The following is a 17,440-nucleotide window of genomic DNA, read 5'->3' on the forward strand; positions in this document are numbered from 1 at the left end:
TTACGAGATACTTAAAAATTAGCATTAAAATTAAGTATTAATACTTAGATTTGTAAATGCGGTCTTGTTTTATTTCTGTTGCATAGAACTATTATTTTAAATATAAATTTTACCAAAAATTAAATTTAAAAGACATTTTTTGAAGTATTCAGAATAATAAAGTTAGTGCTTGCTTTCGAAAAATAAATTATAGTAATTAGTATAAAATGTTGGTTTGAAATGATAAAAAGCGAAGTAAAAACTACCTGTTCTTATTGTGGAGTTGGCTGTGGAATCATTGTTAAGAAAGATGCCAATAATCAAGTATTCGTTGAAGGCGATAAGGATCATCCCGTAAACAAAGGCATGTTATGTTCCAAAGGCATGAATTTGCATTATGTTGCTAACGATACTTCTGATAGGATTTTATATCCAGAAATGCGCTGGAGTAGATCTCATCCTAGAGAACGCGTAAGTTGGGATGATGCTTTAGATAGAGCTGCTAGCGTTTTTAAATCGATAATTAAAAAACACGGTCCAGATAGTGTTGGGTTTTATGTTTCTGGACAAAGTTTAACAGAAGAATACTATATAGCTAATAAACTAACCAAAGGGTTTTTAGGTACAAATAACATAGATACGAACTCACGTTTATGTATGAGTTCAGCTGTGGTTGGTTATAAAAAAACGTTTGGAGAAGATAGTGTACCTATTTCCTATGCTGATATTGAATTGGCAGATACGTTTTTGATTACAGGAGCAAACCCAGCTTGGTGTCATCCTATTTTATTTAGACGATTAGAAAAGCATAAAGAGGAAAATCCTGATGTAAAACTTATAGTTGTTGATCCAAGAAAAACGGATACAGCAAATTTTGCAGACTTACATTTGCAACTATTACCAGGAACCGATGTAGTACTTTACAATGCTATTGGAAGATGTTTATATAAGCGTGGTTTAATTGATGAAGACTTTATTAAGAATCATACAGAAGGATTTCAAGATTATAAAGAGTTAATCTTTAAAACATCATTAAAACAGGCGTCGAAGTTATGTGGTGTGCCAGAAAAGGATATACGTAAAGCTGCTGATATTATCGGACTTTCAAAAGGCTTTATAAGTATGTGGGCCATGGGCTTAAATCAAAGTGTGGTAGGGACAGATAAGAATGTATCATTACTAAACTTATCTTTAATTACTGGGCAAGTTGGAAAACCAGGGGCGGGTCCATTTTCATTAACGGGGCAGCCTAATGCCATGGGTGGACGTGAAGTCGGAGGAATGGCAAACCTTTTGGCGGTTCATAAAGATTTAATGAATGAAGAGCATAGGCGAGAAGTAGCTCAGTTTTGGGGTGTAGATCAAATTAACCCTAAACCCGGATTAACAGCTACCGAAATGTTTGATGCTTTAGAAAGTGGCAAAATGAAAGCTGTTTGGATTGCTTGTACAAATCCGTTGGTGAGCTTACCAAATTTAAATCGTGTTGAAAAAGCCATGAAAAATGCAAAGTTTGTTGTGGTTCAAGATATATCTCATAAATCAGACACCGTAGCTTTTGGAGATTTGGTACTTCCAGCTGCTGCATGGTTAGAGAAAGAAGGTACGATGACAAATTCTGAAAGAAGAATTTCATACTTACCAAAAGAAATTGAAGCCCCAGGAGAAGCAAGGCCTGATGTTGAAATCTTTTGTGATTTTGCACAGCGTATGGGCTTTAGAGGATTCAATTTTAATAGTGCTAGTGAGATTTATGATGAGTATGCCTCTATGACCAAAGGGACTAATATTGATGTGTCTTACTTAAACTATGACAGGCTTAAGAATGAAGGTACATTTCAATGGCCCGTGCCTGAGCATAGACATCAAGGAACGTCTAGATTATTTGAAGATAAAAAGTTTTATACACCATCACAAAAGGCTAAATTCAATATGCCAACATCAATTGTTAATACATCAGTATTACCAAATGATACTTATCCACTAATTTTAACCACAGGACGTATACGAGACCAATGGCACACCATGACCAAAACGGGTAAAGTGTCGCGTTTAAAAACACATTATCCTACACCTGTTTTAGAAATTCATCCGGTTGATGCCTATTTATACAAAATAGAAGATGGAGATATTACTGAAATAAAGAGTGAGAATGGGGAAGTTAGAGTGCGAGCAAGCGTCACAGAAAATATTAAAAAGGGCGTTGTGTTTTTGCCAATGCACTGGGGAAAACAATTACAAAGTAATTTAAATAGAACCAACAATTTAACAAATACACACGTAGATCCAACATCAAAGGAGCCAGATTTTAAGTTTACGCGAGTAATTGTTTCAAAATATAAAAAACAAGCAGAAAAAATCATAATTGCTGGTGCTGGTGCGGCGGCATTTCGCTTTGTTCAGAATTATAGAGAGCAAAATGAAACAGATGAAATCCATGTGTTTTCTAAAGAACCCAACCTATTTTACAATAGGGTACTGTTACCTGAGTATGTAACAGAAGAATTATCATGGGAACAGCTTTTAAAAATCAAGAAAACAGAGTTAGATAAGCTTAATGTACATCTACATCCAGAAACTACAATATCAAAGATAGATAAAGACAACAAAGTAGTTTCGGATAGCAATGGATTAGCACATACTTTTGATAAATTAATTTTAGCTACAGGAAGTCGAGCCTTTGTACCAAAAGATGTGCAAATAGATTTGCCTGGACGTTTTACGATGCGAAATAAAATTGATGCTGATAAATTTAAGAAGCACTTAGACGCAACGGGGCTTCCTCCTGAAGAACAACATGTAGTGATAGTTGGTGGTGGTTTACTTGGTTTAGAGTTAGCTGCAGCAATGAAACACAAGAATGCTAAAATTACCATTATACAACGGGCATCGCGTTTAATGGAACGTCAGTTAGATAAAGTATCTAGTAAATTATTAGCCTTAGATGTTCAAGAGCGAGGCATTCAAATTTATTTTGATAATGAAGTAAGTACGGTGTTTGATGATGAAGATACAGGAGAATTAAACATCACTTTAAAAAGTGGTAAAAGCATAACAGCTAATGCTATTGTGTATGCTATAGGTACCATTCCTAATGTGGATATTGCTAGAGCAAATGGTATTGCCTGTAGTAGAGGTGTTAAGGTTAATCAACATTTACAATCCTCACATCCAGATATTTTTGCCATTGGAGAGATAGCAGAATTTAATAATCAACTGTTTGGAATTACATCTGCGGCAGAAGAGCAGGCTAATATTTTAGCTAATTTTATTGCAGGAGATGTGAGTAGCTCATATAACGGTTCAGTATTGATGAATATCTTAAAATTTAACGATTTGAATTTGTGTAGTATTGGAGATATTAGTGTGCCAGAGCGTGATGATAGCTATGAAGAAATCATTTTTACAGATATTAAAAAGCGTTATTATAAAAAGTGTATTGTAAAAGATGATCTTTTGGTTGGTGCAGTCTTAATGGGTGATAAAAATGAATTTGCCGAATTTAAGACGATGATTGAAAGTAAAATTGAAATGGCCGATAAGCGAAACACGTTGCTTAGAGGGTCTTCTAATGATGCACCAATTATAGGAAAGCTAGTGTGTTCATGTAGCCAAGTAGGGCAAGGAAATATCGAAGAAACTATCTCGCAAGGATGTACAGATTTTACAGAATTATGTAACAAAACAGGCGCAGGTATAGGTTGTGGAAGTTGTAAAACAGAAGTTAGAGAAATACTTCAAAATTCAAAAGTATTAGCATAATGGAGCCATACAGATTAATGATTAACGGCGGTGTATTATCACCAGGAGAATTAAAATATATTTGTGAAGCTGCTGAAGGTTTAGGATTAGATGCTATATCTTTTGGATCACGACAAGACATTATTTTTCCAGAGGAAATCGATGAAAGTAAGTTTAGTCAATTTGATAAAATACAATTTGTAAAACCTAAGAGAGACGGTGTAGAAAATATAGCGTCATCTTATGTATCCTCTGAAATTTTACCAAGTACCTCTTGGTTAACCAGTGATAGGTATCTGTATGTTTTAGAGCAGTTTAAACACAACCCAAAACTTAGGATTAATGTAATAGATCCTAAACAGCGCTTAGTACCTTTGTTTACAGGTAACGTGAATTTTATAGCTTCAGAGCATGAAGATTACTGGTATTTATACTTGCGATTACCAGGTTGGGAAAATACCAAAATGTATCCCGCTTTAATTTATAGTTGGGATATGGATAAAGTCGAACTCGCCATAGAGAATATTTTAATTGAGGAACCCGAAACCATAGATATGGTTTTTGATTTGGTTAATGATGCTATTGAAACAAATAATCGTACAGTAGATAAACCCTTAGAAGTGCCTTTTTACCCTTTTCCATACTATGAAGGTATGAATCGTATCGGGCCAGATAGGTATTGGTTAGGATTATATTGGAGAAACAACCGTTATGATTTGCCCTTTTTAAAGGCTATGTGCGATTTATGTTCAGAAAACAAAATAGGAAAAATATCTATTACGCCATGGAAGTCGTTTATTGTTAAAGGGATTCCGTTACATTCAAAATTAAAATGGGAAAAATTCTTAGGTAAATTTGGAATTAATGTGCGTCATTCCATGTTGGAAATGAACTGGCATCTTCCCGTAAACGACAAAGAAGCGCTTAATCTAAAAAAGTACTTAGTAACAAATTTTGACCAAAATGATATTAGTACTTACGGACTTACTTTTGGTATTACTAGTTACGATAGTGATACATATAATTTTACATCAATTGTAGTCGAAAAGAATAGGCAACCAGAAGTTAAAAGTGATTTTAAAATAAGGGATACGTATAATTTATTATATGCAAAAAATTTCGACCCAAATACTCGCAAATATATTGTGCATGTTCAAGATGTAGATAAAGTAGAATTGCCAGGCTTACTTATGGAATTAAGTAAATTATATTTTGAGCGTTTAGGAGATGAAAAAGAAGAAGAGCTATTACCTCAAACACAAAAGATAAGTAGAGAAGAAGAAGTATACCAATGTTCAGAATGTTTAACAGTGTATAGTGAGGCTTATGGAGATGTTACGCAAAATATACCACCCAATACACCATTTGATGAATTGCCAGATACTTATGAATGTTCACTTTGTGAAGCTTCAAAGCAAAGTTTTGTAAAGAAAACGTTTCAACTTGTAAATAATCCTTAAATTAAATAATGTTAAACCAATTCGTAGTACTTTGATTAGTGGTAAAATAGAACATATAACAGAAGGTTTTTGCAATGTTTGTAGCAAAACAAATTGTTTGGTACATAACCATCACGAAGTGCTGTTCAATCCTAATTTATCACAAAAAAGTACCCTGTTAAAATGTAAAAAAGGACAACAGTTTATTATGGAGGGGGCTCCAGTAAATGGACTTTTCTTTATAAAATCAGGTACTGTAAAAGTATTTAGAACGGGTATTAATGGGAGAGAGCAAATCGTTCGCTTTGCTAAACCATGCGAAATTATCGGTCATCGAGGTTTTGGTACACAAGAATACTATTCTATTGGGGCTATAGCATTGCAAGAAACTACACTGCACTATTTTTCTAAAGAACATCTACAAAAAATTCTCTTAGATAATCCTAAGTTTACTTATGATATGATGTTGTTTTATGCAAACGAGCTTAACCGAAGTGAAAACAAGGTAAAGTCTATTTCACAAATGACGGTTCGTGAGCGTGTTATCGATTCGTTATTATATATCCATAGAAAGTTTGGAGAGCTTAATGGATTCTTAAACTTGCCCTTAAGTCGTAAGGAATATGCAGATTATTCGGGAACAACTGAAGAACAAGTTATTCGTGTATTTTCAGCTTTAAAAAAGGAAAAACTAATTTCTGCTCAAGGAAAGAAAATTCGAATATCAAATATTCAATCACTAAAAAAAGAAATAAGCGACCATAACTATTTCTTAGATACTTAATTATACTTAGTTTTTGTAAGTGTTTTATATAAATTAATGATTTTTCTGCGTTTTGTCAGCTTTTTAGCTGGATAAAAAGACCATTCTCTACTGTTTTATTTCATGATTAGTTAGAATTATAGGTTCTATTTTTGTTTTCAGTAAGTATTAATACTTACTTTTTAAGTAAACAGACTAACACATATAATCATGGAAGCAAAAACAGTAACATTAGTACAAGAATCTTTTGAAAAAGTAAAACCTATCGCTCCTCAAGCAGCTGAAATATTTTATGCCAAACTGTTTGAACTAGATCCTAAACTTAAGCCTTTATTTCCTAGTAGTGACGATGCAATGAAAACCCAAGGCAATAAATTAATGAGTATGCTAGCCGCAGCAGTAGCCGGATTAAATAATCTAGATGCGTTAGTGCCAGTTTTACAGAATTTAGGAAAACGACATGTTGACTATAACGTAGAAGCGTCTCATTACCATACTGTAGGGGCTGCTTTATTGGGAACTTTAGAAGCAGGATTAGGTGATGAATTTACACCAGAGGTAAAAACAGCTTGGACAGATGTTTATGGTGTGATGTCTAATGTTATGATAGAAGCTGCATACTAACAACTTAAAACTTTAATTTATGAAATCTATAAAGAAACAATTATTGACTTTGGTTTTACTAGTACTATTATCTTCTTGTGGTGGTGTTCCAGAAGAAAAAGCTGCAGCATCTGGAGAAGAAAAAGTATTTGCTGTAGAAGAAGTTTTAGAAATGGTGGCTAAAGAAAATGATGTTACCAGAACATTATACACTAAAGCCATTGTGGGTAAAGGAAAAAAGCAAGGTATGAAATTTGATGAAGATTGGAGAAAAGACGACGTAGAAGCAGGCCCTTTACCAGCACTGTTTTTAAGAGGCGTGGCAACCAGTATTAGAAAAGGTCCAGTACCGTTAGGTTTATACTTAGGATCTGATTTTCCAGTTAATGCAGCCAATAAATTTGAAGGTAAACAAGCAGAATTATTTACAGAGATAAAACAAGACCAAAAACCTCAATTTTTTTACGATGAAGAGCAAAAGCTGCATACCGCTATGTTTGCAGATTTAGCTAGTGCAGGGGCTTGTGTGTCATGCCATAACGATCATCCACAAACCTCAAAATCCGATTGGAAGTTAGGAGATGTTATGGGTGCTACCACATGGCAATATCCCAAAGACTCATTAACCTATAAGGAAACAGTAGCGGTTTTAAATTCTTATGCTAAAGGTACTGTAGATATTTACATGGAATACTTAGATGAAATAGAAGCTTTTAAAGAAAGTGACAAACCAGAAATAGGAGATAAATGGCCAGCAGAGGGTAACTACCTTCCAACACCAGAAGTGTTTTTAGACAGTGTACACAAACTATCCTCTTATGAAACTATGAAACATTTAGTAGCTGCAAAATAACTTTGTTTAGTGTTAAAGATTGCAATCTTGCCCATTATTTGTTTATGTTTTTGGGCAGATTGCAATTCTTTTTAATTATCCCTTTTTCTATGGTTTTAAATAAAAATAAATCCACTATTGTAGGCTTGGTGCTGCTTTTAGCTTTCTTTATTCAGTATATTTTAAAACTAGAATGGAGTTGGTTGTTTTTGTTACAGCAAGACGAAATGTATAAACGCTGGTCTGGATTATTTTTGGCAATTTTCATTTTATTTCAGTGGGTGCTGTCTTTAACAAGAACTGTTAAAAAATGGAAAAAACATGCTATGAAGATGCAATCCATTCATAAATGGGTGGGAGCATTAAGTCCTATATTTTTTTATATACATAGTATGAGTTTGGGGTATGGATATTTACTATTGTTATCATATATCTTCTTTTCCAATACAATATTAGGATACTTTAATTTAGATGTGTTAAAAAACAATAGTGATGCTTTGTTTAAAGGATGGATGATTACTCATGTAACATTGTCTTTAGTTGTTTCAATTATGATGCTATTTCACATCACTATGGTGTTTTATTATAAATAAAAAAGATATGAAGCTATTGGTAAAAGATATAATTAAGGAAACCAATGATGCTATGAGTATCTGCCTTAAAAATGGTAACCTTTTTAAAAAGTTTAAGTATAAACCAGGGCAATTTCTAACCATAAGTGTACCTATAGATGGTGTTGTTCAAAAACGAGCATATTCTTTTAGTAGTAATCCCTATACAGATAAAGACCTTAAGATTACAATAAAGCGTGTAGAAAAAGGTTTGGTGTCTAATTATGTGCACGATCATTTAAAAGTAGGAGATAAGCTTCAAGTAGACGATCCTGCTGGTACATTTTGTGTAGAACCTAAAAAAGAAAATCAAAAGCAGTATGTGCTATTTGCAGGAGGTAGTGGTGTAACACCAATGTTTTCTATAGCTAAATCAGTGTTAACAGAAGAACCACAATCAAAAGTGCTTCTAATTTATGCCAACCAAACTATGGAGTCAATTATATTCCATGAAGAAATAAAAACACTATCAGCAGAATATCCAGATGCATTTAAGATAGAACACATTATTTCAGCAAACAAAACATATCAAGGTAATTATAATCCAGGATTGGCAACACAACTTTTAATAGATCGTATCATGATGAAGCATAATATCAGATATCAAGATCATGAATATATGATATGTGGACCATTCGGATACATGGAGAAAATCAAAGAGATATTAGCAGAAAATGGAATAACTAGAGATAAAATAAAGATAGAAGTTTTTAAAAGTCCCACAGTAAAAGTTACAGGTAAAAACTTGTTAAGTGATGTAACGTTAAAGCATAATGGCGAAGAATACAATTTTAAGGTAAGGGGAGATAAATCGATATTAAACCAAGCTATGTCACACAATATTGTTATCCCATATTCCTGTAGATCGGGAATGTGTTCCACCTGTAAAGGCAAATGTGTAGAAGGCGAGGTGCAAATGACTGACGGGCATATATTACCAGATGATGAGGTAGAACGTGGTAGTATCCTAACCTGTGTAACCTATCCTTTAAGTGAAAAAGTAGTAATAGAAATATAGTTTAAAGTATGTTTAAAGTAAGTCCGTTACGAAAAAGACAAGTTATAGGAGGCATTATAGGTTTAGTGCTAGGAGTTTCTTTGTTCTATATCTTTACATTAGATGCTACAGAAGAATATGTATCAATAGGCCCTATGAATACGGGGCATGAGTCATTAAATTGTTTTGCGTGCCATGCCGATGCCAAAGGTAATTTGATGCAGCAAGTTCAGTCAAACATATCACACGCTTTTGGTGCTCGAAAAGAAGGTGTAGATTTTGGTACACAAGATGTAACAGTAGATAACTGCCTACAGTGTCACGATCGCCCTAACGATAGGCATCCAACCTATCGATTTTCAGAGCCCAGATTTAAAGATGCTATTAAACATATAGATGCTACTACCTGTATTACATGTCATACGGAACATGAGGAAGAGCGCGTTTCTGTAGCAAATATTAATTATTGCATGAACTGTCATCAAGATTTAGTAGTAGAGAACGATCCTTTAGATGTATCTCATGAAGCTTTAATAGCAAAAGAAGAATGGTTTACCTGTATACAATGTCATGATTTTCATGGTAACCATAAATACAATGTACCAGAAAAATTAAAAGATACCATTCCAATGAAGGTTATAGAGGCTTATTTTGATGGAGGAAAAGACCCTTATGGTACAGATAAAAAGTATATAGCGCTTTCCCAAGAGGCTTGGTTAGAAACTTTAGATAAATAATAATGTAGATGTCTAAGTATTGTCTTTCCTAAAAAACACTTGTGGTAATCTTGTATGTTTGTCTACAAAGTCATTAAATCAATAGTAAAGGAAATAAGTTACCTCAAAATCGTAATATATCCAGAATGAGACCTATTGTCGTTATCATTTAATTCCATGTAATAGTAGTAATTACCAACAGGTAATGGTTCGCCTTTATAAGTACCATCCCAAGAGTTATTATACCCTGAAGCTTCATAAACAATGTTTCCCCAACGATTGTAAATAGTAAGTTTATTATTAGGAAACGTTTCTATGTTTTTAATAAAAAAGGTATCATTGGCACCATCTCCATTAGGTGTCATAGTATTGGCAAAAAATGGCATACAACGGTCTTCTACATCAGTGTTTTCATTATCCATTCTAATCAAGAATGTACTGATAGAAAAACATACGTTAGCCATAGCATTTTCCGCACGTACATAAATTGTGGTATCTACACCTGCATTAAGATTTATTTGTGTAACATCATTTTCGTCTAATAAAGCATCATTTTCAAAAAGATGATAACTTAGGTTAATGTTAGATTGTTCTATACCTTCAAAAACACGAGCATTTAACTGAGACAAATCATATCCAACAGTATTTTCTTTTAAATAACAAAGAAAGATATCGTCTACAACATTTACTATTGGTGTATCAAATACGCTTAGTGAAAACGAAAAAAAGCGTGTACACCCATCATTATCTTCTACTCTTACATGAAGCGTTTGCGGGTTTGAAGCATTCATAAATTCCAAGGGTAAAGCATCAGTATTCATTTCAGCTTCAGTAGTACTATTATGAAAACTCACTACAGGAAATTCTGGAGTATTGGGAGCTACATTTTGTAAAATGAAATCCTGTTGCGCAGCTAGATCAAAAGTAGTAACACCTGGCATATCGGGACTGGCGCAGCCAATTAAATCCTGAGGTGTTTCATAAATAAACGGACTCACTAAAGCCACAGACTTTGTAATACTAAAATCTTCAGAGCCGTCATTTACTGTAAGCGTTACATCGTATGTAGTATCAGGCGCGTAAGTATGACTTGGGTTTTGCGAGGTATTTAAAGGAGCGCCATCTCCAAAGTCCCATTGGTAGCTCAGGTTGCTACAACTATTAGTAAGGTCTGTAAAGGTTACAACATCACAGTTTATTTCAAATTCAAAATCAGGTAGCGTAGTACTTGGGCTGAGAAAAACATCAAGAGTTTGAGAAAAATCTTGGGTACCATCATTTATAGTAAGCGTAACACTATGTGGTCCAATAGTAGTATAAGTATGGGTTGGCATTGCTTCGCTACTTATTGGGCTACCATCCCCAAAATCCCAAGCTATACTTACTATGGGGTCGCAAAGTGTTGAAATATCTTCAAAAGTAACATCAAAACAATCTATGGTTAGGTTAAAATCCACGTTAGTTTCTACGGTAATATCTACAGTATCGGTGTATACAGGTACGCTTAAACTAGGGTTATCAGTATTAGATATACTAAGTGTAATGGTGTACATGCCAGAAACTGTGTAATTATGTGTAACGTTAACTTCAGAGTTATCTGTAATTGTATTAGGACTGCCGTCTCCAAAATCCCAAGTATACACAAAAGAAGGAAAATCGGCTATGGAAGCACCACAAATACGGCTGTTGTTTATAAGCGTTACAGTTTCACAATCTGGCGGTAATGTACTAAACTGCGCTGTGATAGAAGAAGTCGTGTATTCTAAGGATTTAGAATCGGATAAGCCATCTGCAGCGGTAACGGTTAACGAAATAATATAAGTTTCATCATCAGTAGTCAACGGAAATGTATGTAGCGGATCCGTTTCTGTACTAGTAGTGCCATCTCCAAAATCCCAGAGATACGAGAGCCCACCTCTACAATATCCCGATAAATTTACCAATTGTATGGTATTACAAGGATTATCGTCTGCAGTTATTACAGGTTCTATTTCAAAATCTGCAGTAGGGAAAGGTGGTTCGTTAGATTGTAAAACGGTAATTGTAAACGTAGTAGATGGTCCATCACAACCATTTTCATCTCTAGCAATTACAGTATATGTTGTATCAACGGTAGGGCTTAACACTGCAGAAATTCCAGGAGGTACAACATCAATAAACTCGCCAGGGTTTGCGGAATCAGGAATTACATATCTAAAATCGCCAATATTTTCTCCGGTAGGTTGAACAAAAGCATTACCACCCAAACAAATTTCCTGATCAGGTATAGCATCAATAGTTGCAGCATCAACTGGTTCTAAAGTAATGGATGCAGAACTATTGCAACCCGTATTCGAAATAAGATCAACACTATATACATCTCCAAACTGCGCATTAGTTATGGTAATACTTCTTGTTGTTTCTCCGTTAGACCACAAATATTCAGTAAACCCTAAAGGGGCAGTTAAGGTTATGGTATCTCCACTAGTACAAAAATTTTCAACTTGAATTTCTAAAGGTTGTAGTGTAGCTTCAACATAAGCATAAGCACCGTGTGCACCTCTTGTGCAGTCTAAAGACAAAAATTCTATGGTAATTTGTTGTCCAATAAACGGTGTTAAATCTGCTCCCGCAGTGGTCCAAGGTAAAATTTGATAGTTAGAACCCTCACATCTGGTAAAGCCTTTATCAGCAGCATTTGGGCCAGCAAAAGCCTCAAACTGTCCACAAGTTACAATGCTATCAGTAGCATCCTTAATGTTTACTACAAATTTGGGCTGTTCTTCTTGGGTATGGCTCGGGTCGTCCAGAACTATAGCATAACTGTATTGCAAAAAAGTTTCATCAGCAGTAACCGTAAACGTCCTGCTTATTCTTGCAGTGCGTCTTCCACCTTCAATATTACCTAGACGTGCAGAAAACTGACCTCCAGGAAAAACCGAAGGAATATTAAGTGCAGTAGGCAAACAGTTAAGTCCGTTTGCATCAAATAATGGACTCGCAGGACTCGTTAAATCTATCTGTACATCAAGATCAGCAGCAGGTCTTGGATTCCAGTCAATTCCCATGGTGTTGGGTCTTACACCAGTATCTAAAATCCAGTTATCAAAATTACCAAACTCAAAATTCAAGTTTTCAGTTTGCGCAAAGGTGGCAGAGGTTGCTAAAACGCACACCACACAAATCATAAGTATTTTTAGTTTTTGTAACATCATAACGAGTATTTAGGGCAAGCACAATTTTGTTTTCTAACATTAAATCGGTAGCCAATAACAATTTCATGAGTTCCAGTTTGTTGTCCGCTAAATTGGGTAGTAACCCAATCATAAGAATAACTAAGTAATAGATTTTCTGTAAGGCGTAAACCAAAAAAGCCCGCAATAGCATCTTCATTACGGTAAGCCAAACCACCCCAAAATTTATTATCGTATACCAGTTTTGCACCAATATCCCAGCGCAAAGGCGCGTTTTTTACAGTTTTAAGTAGTGTAAAAGGTACAAACTCCGTCACTTCATTTACAGCAATTCTACTTCCCAAAAGCATATTGTAGTTTGGTAGTAACGCACCACCCGTATTAGTATCAGCAAACTGAATATCATTATTAAAAATTTGATTAGCCGCCATACCAAAAAATAAATATTTAGAGTAGGCATACAACCCCAAGCTCATATCAAAATTTAAATTAGAAACGTTTTGTACAAGCGCATCATTAGGGTTGTCAATTAAAACCACATCACTATCATCAAATTTAAATTGTGTAGCCCCTATAAACGTACCTACAGACAAAAACCAATCGTTTGTAACCTTTAAATGGTAGGCATAGCTGCCGTAAAAACCACTTTGTTTAATAGGTCCAACATCATCGGTATATAAAAAAGCACCTAATCCTTGGTGGGTTGCACCATCATCGGGTAAATAGCCAGCTCTAGCAGGGTATAAAGCGCTGTTTATACTAAACGTGGTTGTTCTAGGCGCGCCATCAATACCCGTCCATTGGTTGCGGTATGCTACGTTTACATCAACATAATCCTCAACACCAGCCATGGCAGGATTTAAAACAAAGGGATTTTGTAAATACTGTGAAAACTGTGGATTTTGCTGCGCATGTATAACTGTGTTAACCAGTAAAGCAGTACAAAGAAATGTAAAAGGAGCAATAAATTTAGTCGGTGTTATACAACGCCACTTGGGTACTTTAAAACAGTAGGTTTTCAAAATAGGTTAGTGCTAAATGAGATTAGGTAATGTTATGTACGCTCATTTTTTTGCGTCTGGATGTTTTTTGGAATAAAAAATGCAAAAAAACGTTAAAAACATGTATTTCATCGTGTTTTTTGAAAGACGATTAGAAGTAAAATCACACTATCTTTTTTAATATTTTGGGCGCTATCCGCCAGGGGTCGGGCCTGCCTGCCGGCAGGCAGGCTTTCACTAGTCGCTCCTCCCAAGGTCGGGAGCTTCAACATGCCGTTCAATCCCTAACGCGGAGCCTACTTGCCTGCGTCATTGCGAGGAGGTACGACGTGGCAATCTCAAACATCTATATATCTTCTTAAATTCTATTCCTATTCAGCACACTAACCACCAAACGCTTTACCGTTTCCATTTCTTCAGGTTTGCTAGAGGCTATAAATAAAGTTAAACTAGCTAAAGTATTATTACTGATAATAGGGTTTTGCGCATCATCAAAAAGCATGTTGTTATGTTGCAAAAACTTAAGAAAACAAGCCGCCGCAATACGCTTATTACCATCCACAAAAGCATGGTTTTTTACAATTAAGTACAAGAGCATTGTTGCTTTTTCCTCAAGCGTCGGATAGAAATCTTTGTCATCAAAACCCTTAGCAATTTGTGCCACCGCACTCTCAAAACTTTTATCCTTTTCCTTTCCAAAAACATCAGAGTCAAATTCCGTTAGCATTTGTTTTATAACACTTTGGTAGTCCTCCAAACTAGGGTAATTGGCAGCTTTTTCTGTTAAGCCTTTTGCGTCTAGTTGCTCATGGTCATAATCATCCAGTAAACTCAAGCCTTTAGCAAACGCATTAAGCCAATCTTTGTCGGCTGCATGCTCATCCATAGCGTGTTCAATAGTTCTGGAAAGAATCTGAATGCCATTTTTAAGGTGTTGCACCTCTTGCTCTTTTTGCGCCAAACGCTTTTCGTTAATAGTGTAACCTTTAACAAGGTGATCTTTTAAGGTTTTGGTTGCCCATATTCTAAATTGTGTGCCTTGATGAGACTTTACACGATAGCCTACAGATATAACTACATCTAAGTTGTAGTATTTTATTTTTTGAGTTTGGGTTTTTCCTTTAATAGCACCATGTTGAGTGGTGTGTCGGAAATCCCGACATACCAGTTCCTCTTCAAGTTCTCCCTCCGAAAATATGTTTTTTATATGTTCAGTAACAGTGCTTCGTCCTTTATTAAAAAGTTCAGCCATTTGCGCTTGTGTAAGCCATACCGTGTCTTTTTCAAATTGTACTGAAATTTGGGTACTACCATCTTTGGCTTGATATATTTCTATTTGATTGTCTTTGTTCATTTGTTTTCTAAGTTGTAGCATGTTTTACAACGATTGAATTATAGCTTAAATATTAGATTTAAAAAAGTTATTTAGCGTCTAAATTATAAAGCAAAATTTTACGTTTTACCTGTCTGCTGCCTTCTTGTTGAACTACCGAGTATTTCTCGGTAGTTGCTTTTTTATCTAGCTCTTTAGTTGTGTAAATATTTTTTAAATGCAGTCCAATAGTGTCACTATCCTTATCAAAAAGTTCAGCCATTTGTTTTTGGTTTAGCCAAATGGTATTGTTTTCCAATCGTATTTCTACATTGGGTTTATCATTGTATAATATTATTTCTCCTTTATTCATTTTGAGGAATCAGAAAAGTGTTTAAGCAAAAACTACAATTAATTTTATGTAAGATACTAAAGGTCTAAAATATAAATAATTGTTAGTTGAGTTTACCTATTATGTTATAATTATGTATTAAGAGTTTGTTTTTTACAAAATGTTTAGAGCAACAGTATCCTTCCTAACAAGTAAGGAAGCCTGCCTGCCGTTAGGTGGGTCAGGGAAAATTAATGTAGATGTTGTTTTTACACACCCCTTACCCGATAGCTATCGGGACCCTTTACTTCGGAAAGCTCAGTACAGGCTTGTTAGAGGGGAAACTCACACTCTTTAAATGACACGCCATTGCGAGTGTAACGAAGCCATCTCATTCATAAAATACCGAATGGTTTTTTTATTCCCTCACTTATTTCTATTAAGAACAACTTTGTTGAAAACTACGTGCAAGTACGTATTGATTTTCTGATATAAAAACTCGAACTTCGCTTATTGAGCGATAGGGTTTATTAAAATGGAACCATATCTAATCGTAAGACAACATTTGGCTGAACAACAAAAATGAAGGAAATAAGAGAAAAAGTCATTAAAGAATTCAGACGACGAAAATATGCTGAATCTACAATTAGAGGTTATTCAAATACCTTGTTTAGACTTTTTGATTTTTATTCAGCACATAATCCAACAGAAATTACTAATCAACAAGTAACAAGTTACGCAAGGTCATTAATAAATCAGAAAAAATCACATACAACTTTAAGAACCTTGGTTTTTGTATGTAAAATATTTTTCGACCAAATGCATAACAAAAAGCATGGAATTTATAAATTTAAATTTCCTGATACTGCTGAAAGATCTGCTGATTTTTTCGAGCAATCAGATGTTTTAGAATTAATAAACCGAAAAGAAAATTTAAAACATAAAATTATTTTTCTTTTGATGTATTCTTGTGGTTTAGAAGCTAATGAATTATTAGAAATTAAAGTTAAAGACATTATTTCTAAAGCTGAAAATCCGTACATAATTTTGCACGATAGCAAAGGAAATGAAAAGAGAAGGGCATATTTATCAAAAAGAGTGATTCCATTATTATCAGACTATTACAAAAAATTCAAACCAGAGTTGTATTTTATATATGGGCAAAATGACAAGTCTAAAAAATATTCTTACACAAGTCTAACTAAAGTACTGAAAGCTTCGTTAAAAGAAATGGAGTTAAATCCTGCTTTTACAACTAGAGCATTTAAATATTCTTATATTAAACATCTAAATCAACTAGGAATTCCTTTAATAATAATATTAGAAAATTTAAAAATCAAGGAATTCAAATCTCATATTCAGTATTCAAAATTAATTCACGAAGAACAAACAATTAATTTTACGCCTTATGATAAATTAATTACTACAACTGAAAAAACTGAAAGTTTTGATGATTTAGAATCTTTAGTATTCAAATTGAAAGACTTAGACGAAATAGATTATTTGATGGAAGGAATAGATTGTTTTAGAAATGGAAGTTTAAGAGCTGGAGTTATTTTTATTTGGTCATCTGCTATAAAGAGTATTAGAAAACAAATATTAGACATCGATACTATAAAAAACATAAATGAAGAATTGAACAGAATTGACTCTAGAGCAAAAAACGTTAAAAACATTAATAGTTTTGAATATATTAAAGACAAAACAACAATACATTTAGCAGAAAAAATGGGAGTATTTAGTAAGTTTGAAAAAAATGAATTAATAAATAATTGTTTAGGTTTGAGAAATAAATGTGGACATCCATCAAACTTAACAATAGGAGTTCAAAGAGCAAAATCATTTGTTGAACAAGTCTTGAATATAGTTTACAAAAAAAACGTTGCCTAATAAAGAATAAATTTTATTGCTAATTTTTTGTCAACTTGCGAAAACCCTCTCG

Annotated in this window: 13 protein-coding genes; 9 read left to right on the top strand and 4 right to left on the bottom strand. The window is 34.2% G+C overall.

Annotated features, from left to right (window positions below):
- The first annotated feature begins 219 nt into the window (after nucleotides 1–219).
- From EYD46_RS01040 to EYD46_RS01075, 8 genes are all read left to right on the top strand, one after another.
- The gene (locus EYD46_RS01040; RefSeq protein ID WP_130935202.1) at nucleotides 220–3,741 is read left to right on the top strand and encodes a nitrate reductase; all 3,522 of its coding nucleotides are present in this window, start codon (nucleotides 220–222) and stop codon (nucleotides 3,739–3,741) included.
- Nucleotides 3,741–5,180, top strand: a complete 1,440-nt coding sequence (locus EYD46_RS01045) for a rubredoxin (protein WP_165454309.1) — start codon at nucleotides 3,741–3,743, stop codon at nucleotides 5,178–5,180. Before EYD46_RS01040 ends, EYD46_RS01045 begins: the two co-directional genes overlap by 1 nt.
- 97 nt (nucleotides 5,181–5,277) lie before the next feature.
- Complete coding sequence (locus EYD46_RS01050; protein ID WP_229731247.1) at nucleotides 5,278–5,943, top strand: Crp/Fnr family transcriptional regulator; 666 nt, start codon at nucleotides 5,278–5,280, stop codon at nucleotides 5,941–5,943.
- A 189-nt stretch (nucleotides 5,944–6,132) separates the two neighbouring features.
- Nucleotides 6,133–6,546: a globin family protein gene (locus tag EYD46_RS01055; protein ID WP_130935204.1), complete on the top strand. Its 414-nt coding sequence runs from the start codon at nucleotides 6,133–6,135 to the stop codon at nucleotides 6,544–6,546.
- Between the two features lie 19 nt (nucleotides 6,547–6,565).
- On the top strand, nucleotides 6,566–7,378 hold the full coding sequence (locus EYD46_RS01060; RefSeq protein WP_130935205.1) for a c-type heme family protein: 813 nt from the start codon (nucleotides 6,566–6,568) through the stop codon (nucleotides 7,376–7,378).
- Nucleotides 7,379–7,467: 89 nt separating this feature from the next.
- Nucleotides 7,468–7,950: a hypothetical protein gene (locus EYD46_RS01065; RefSeq protein ID WP_130935206.1), complete on the top strand. Its 483-nt coding sequence runs from the start codon at nucleotides 7,468–7,470 to the stop codon at nucleotides 7,948–7,950.
- A gap of 7 nt (nucleotides 7,951–7,957) precedes the next feature.
- Complete coding sequence (locus tag EYD46_RS01070) at nucleotides 7,958–8,986, top strand: ferredoxin--NADP reductase (RefSeq protein ID WP_130935207.1); 1,029 nt, start codon at nucleotides 7,958–7,960, stop codon at nucleotides 8,984–8,986.
- Between the two features lie 8 nt (nucleotides 8,987–8,994).
- Nucleotides 8,995–9,702: a cytochrome c3 family protein gene (locus tag EYD46_RS01075; RefSeq protein WP_130935208.1), complete on the top strand. Its 708-nt coding sequence runs from the start codon at nucleotides 8,995–8,997 to the stop codon at nucleotides 9,700–9,702.
- 98 nt (nucleotides 9,703–9,800) lie between these two features.
- Here EYD46_RS01075 and EYD46_RS01080 read toward each other — a convergent pair whose 3' ends face one another.
- The 4 genes from EYD46_RS01080 to EYD46_RS01095 all read right to left on the bottom strand — a co-directional run bounded on the left by EYD46_RS01080 (nucleotide 9,801) and on the right by EYD46_RS01095 (nucleotide 15,540).
- On the bottom strand, nucleotides 9,801–12,875 hold the full coding sequence (locus tag EYD46_RS01080; RefSeq protein ID WP_130935209.1) for a gliding motility-associated C-terminal domain-containing protein: 3,075 nt from the start codon (nucleotides 12,873–12,875) through the stop codon (nucleotides 9,801–9,803).
- A complete protein-coding gene (locus tag EYD46_RS01085) occupies nucleotides 12,872–13,876 on the bottom strand; it encodes a PorP/SprF family type IX secretion system membrane protein (protein ID WP_165454310.1) in 1,005 nt (334 codons plus the stop codon). Before EYD46_RS01085 ends, EYD46_RS01080 begins: the two co-directional genes overlap by 4 nt.
- Before the next feature lie 337 nt (nucleotides 13,877–14,213).
- Nucleotides 14,214–15,230: a RhuM family protein gene (gene rhuM, locus EYD46_RS01090; protein ID WP_229731248.1), complete on the bottom strand. Its 1,017-nt coding sequence runs from the start codon at nucleotides 15,228–15,230 to the stop codon at nucleotides 14,214–14,216.
- Nucleotides 15,231–15,276: 46 nt separating this feature from the next.
- Nucleotides 15,277–15,540 carry a hypothetical protein gene (locus EYD46_RS01095; RefSeq protein ID WP_130935211.1) on the bottom strand — a complete coding sequence of 88 codons (264 nt, stop codon included), beginning with the start codon at nucleotides 15,538–15,540 and terminating at the stop codon, nucleotides 15,277–15,279.
- A 540-nt stretch (nucleotides 15,541–16,080) separates the two neighbouring features.
- Here EYD46_RS01095 and EYD46_RS01100 point away from each other — a divergent pair.
- Nucleotides 16,081–17,388 carry a tyrosine-type recombinase/integrase gene (locus EYD46_RS01100; protein WP_130935212.1) on the top strand — a complete coding sequence of 436 codons (1,308 nt, stop codon included), beginning with the start codon at nucleotides 16,081–16,083 and terminating at the stop codon, nucleotides 17,386–17,388.
- Nucleotides 17,389–17,440 lie beyond the last annotated feature (52 nt).

This window comes from Hyunsoonleella pacifica (assembly GCF_004310335.1).
Lineage (GTDB): Bacteria > Bacteroidota > Bacteroidia > Flavobacteriales > Flavobacteriaceae > Jejuia > Jejuia pacifica.

What these genes read in the sequence shown, in the direction of transcription:
- EYD46_RS01040 (WP_130935202.1), top strand. Translation starts at nt 220, where the DNA reads ATGATAAAAAGCGAAGTAAAAACTACCTGTTCTTATTGTGGAGTTGGC.
- EYD46_RS01045 (WP_165454309.1), top strand. Translation starts at nt 3,741, where the DNA reads ATGGAGCCATACAGATTAATGATTAACGGCGGTGTATTATCACCAGGA.
- EYD46_RS01055 (WP_130935204.1), top strand. Translation starts at nt 6,133, where the DNA reads ATGGAAGCAAAAACAGTAACATTAGTACAAGAATCTTTTGAAAAAGTA.
- EYD46_RS01060 (WP_130935205.1), top strand. Translation starts at nt 6,566, where the DNA reads ATGAAATCTATAAAGAAACAATTATTGACTTTGGTTTTACTAGTACTA.
- EYD46_RS01065 (WP_130935206.1), top strand. Translation starts at nt 7,468, where the DNA reads ATGGTTTTAAATAAAAATAAATCCACTATTGTAGGCTTGGTGCTGCTT.
- EYD46_RS01070 (WP_130935207.1), top strand. Translation starts at nt 7,958, where the DNA reads ATGAAGCTATTGGTAAAAGATATAATTAAGGAAACCAATGATGCTATG.
- EYD46_RS01075 (WP_130935208.1), top strand. Translation starts at nt 8,995, where the DNA reads ATGTTTAAAGTAAGTCCGTTACGAAAAAGACAAGTTATAGGAGGCATT.
- EYD46_RS01080 (WP_130935209.1), bottom strand. Translation starts at nt 12,875, where the DNA reads ATGATGTTACAAAAACTAAAAATACTTATGATTTGTGTGGTGTGCGTT.
- rhuM (WP_229731248.1), bottom strand. Translation starts at nt 15,230, where the DNA reads ATGCTACAACTTAGAAAACAAATGAACAAAGACAATCAAATAGAAATA.
- EYD46_RS01095 (WP_130935211.1), bottom strand. Translation starts at nt 15,540, where the DNA reads ATGAATAAAGGAGAAATAATATTATACAATGATAAACCCAATGTAGAA.
- EYD46_RS01100 (WP_130935212.1), top strand. Translation starts at nt 16,081, where the DNA reads ATGAAGGAAATAAGAGAAAAAGTCATTAAAGAATTCAGACGACGAAAA.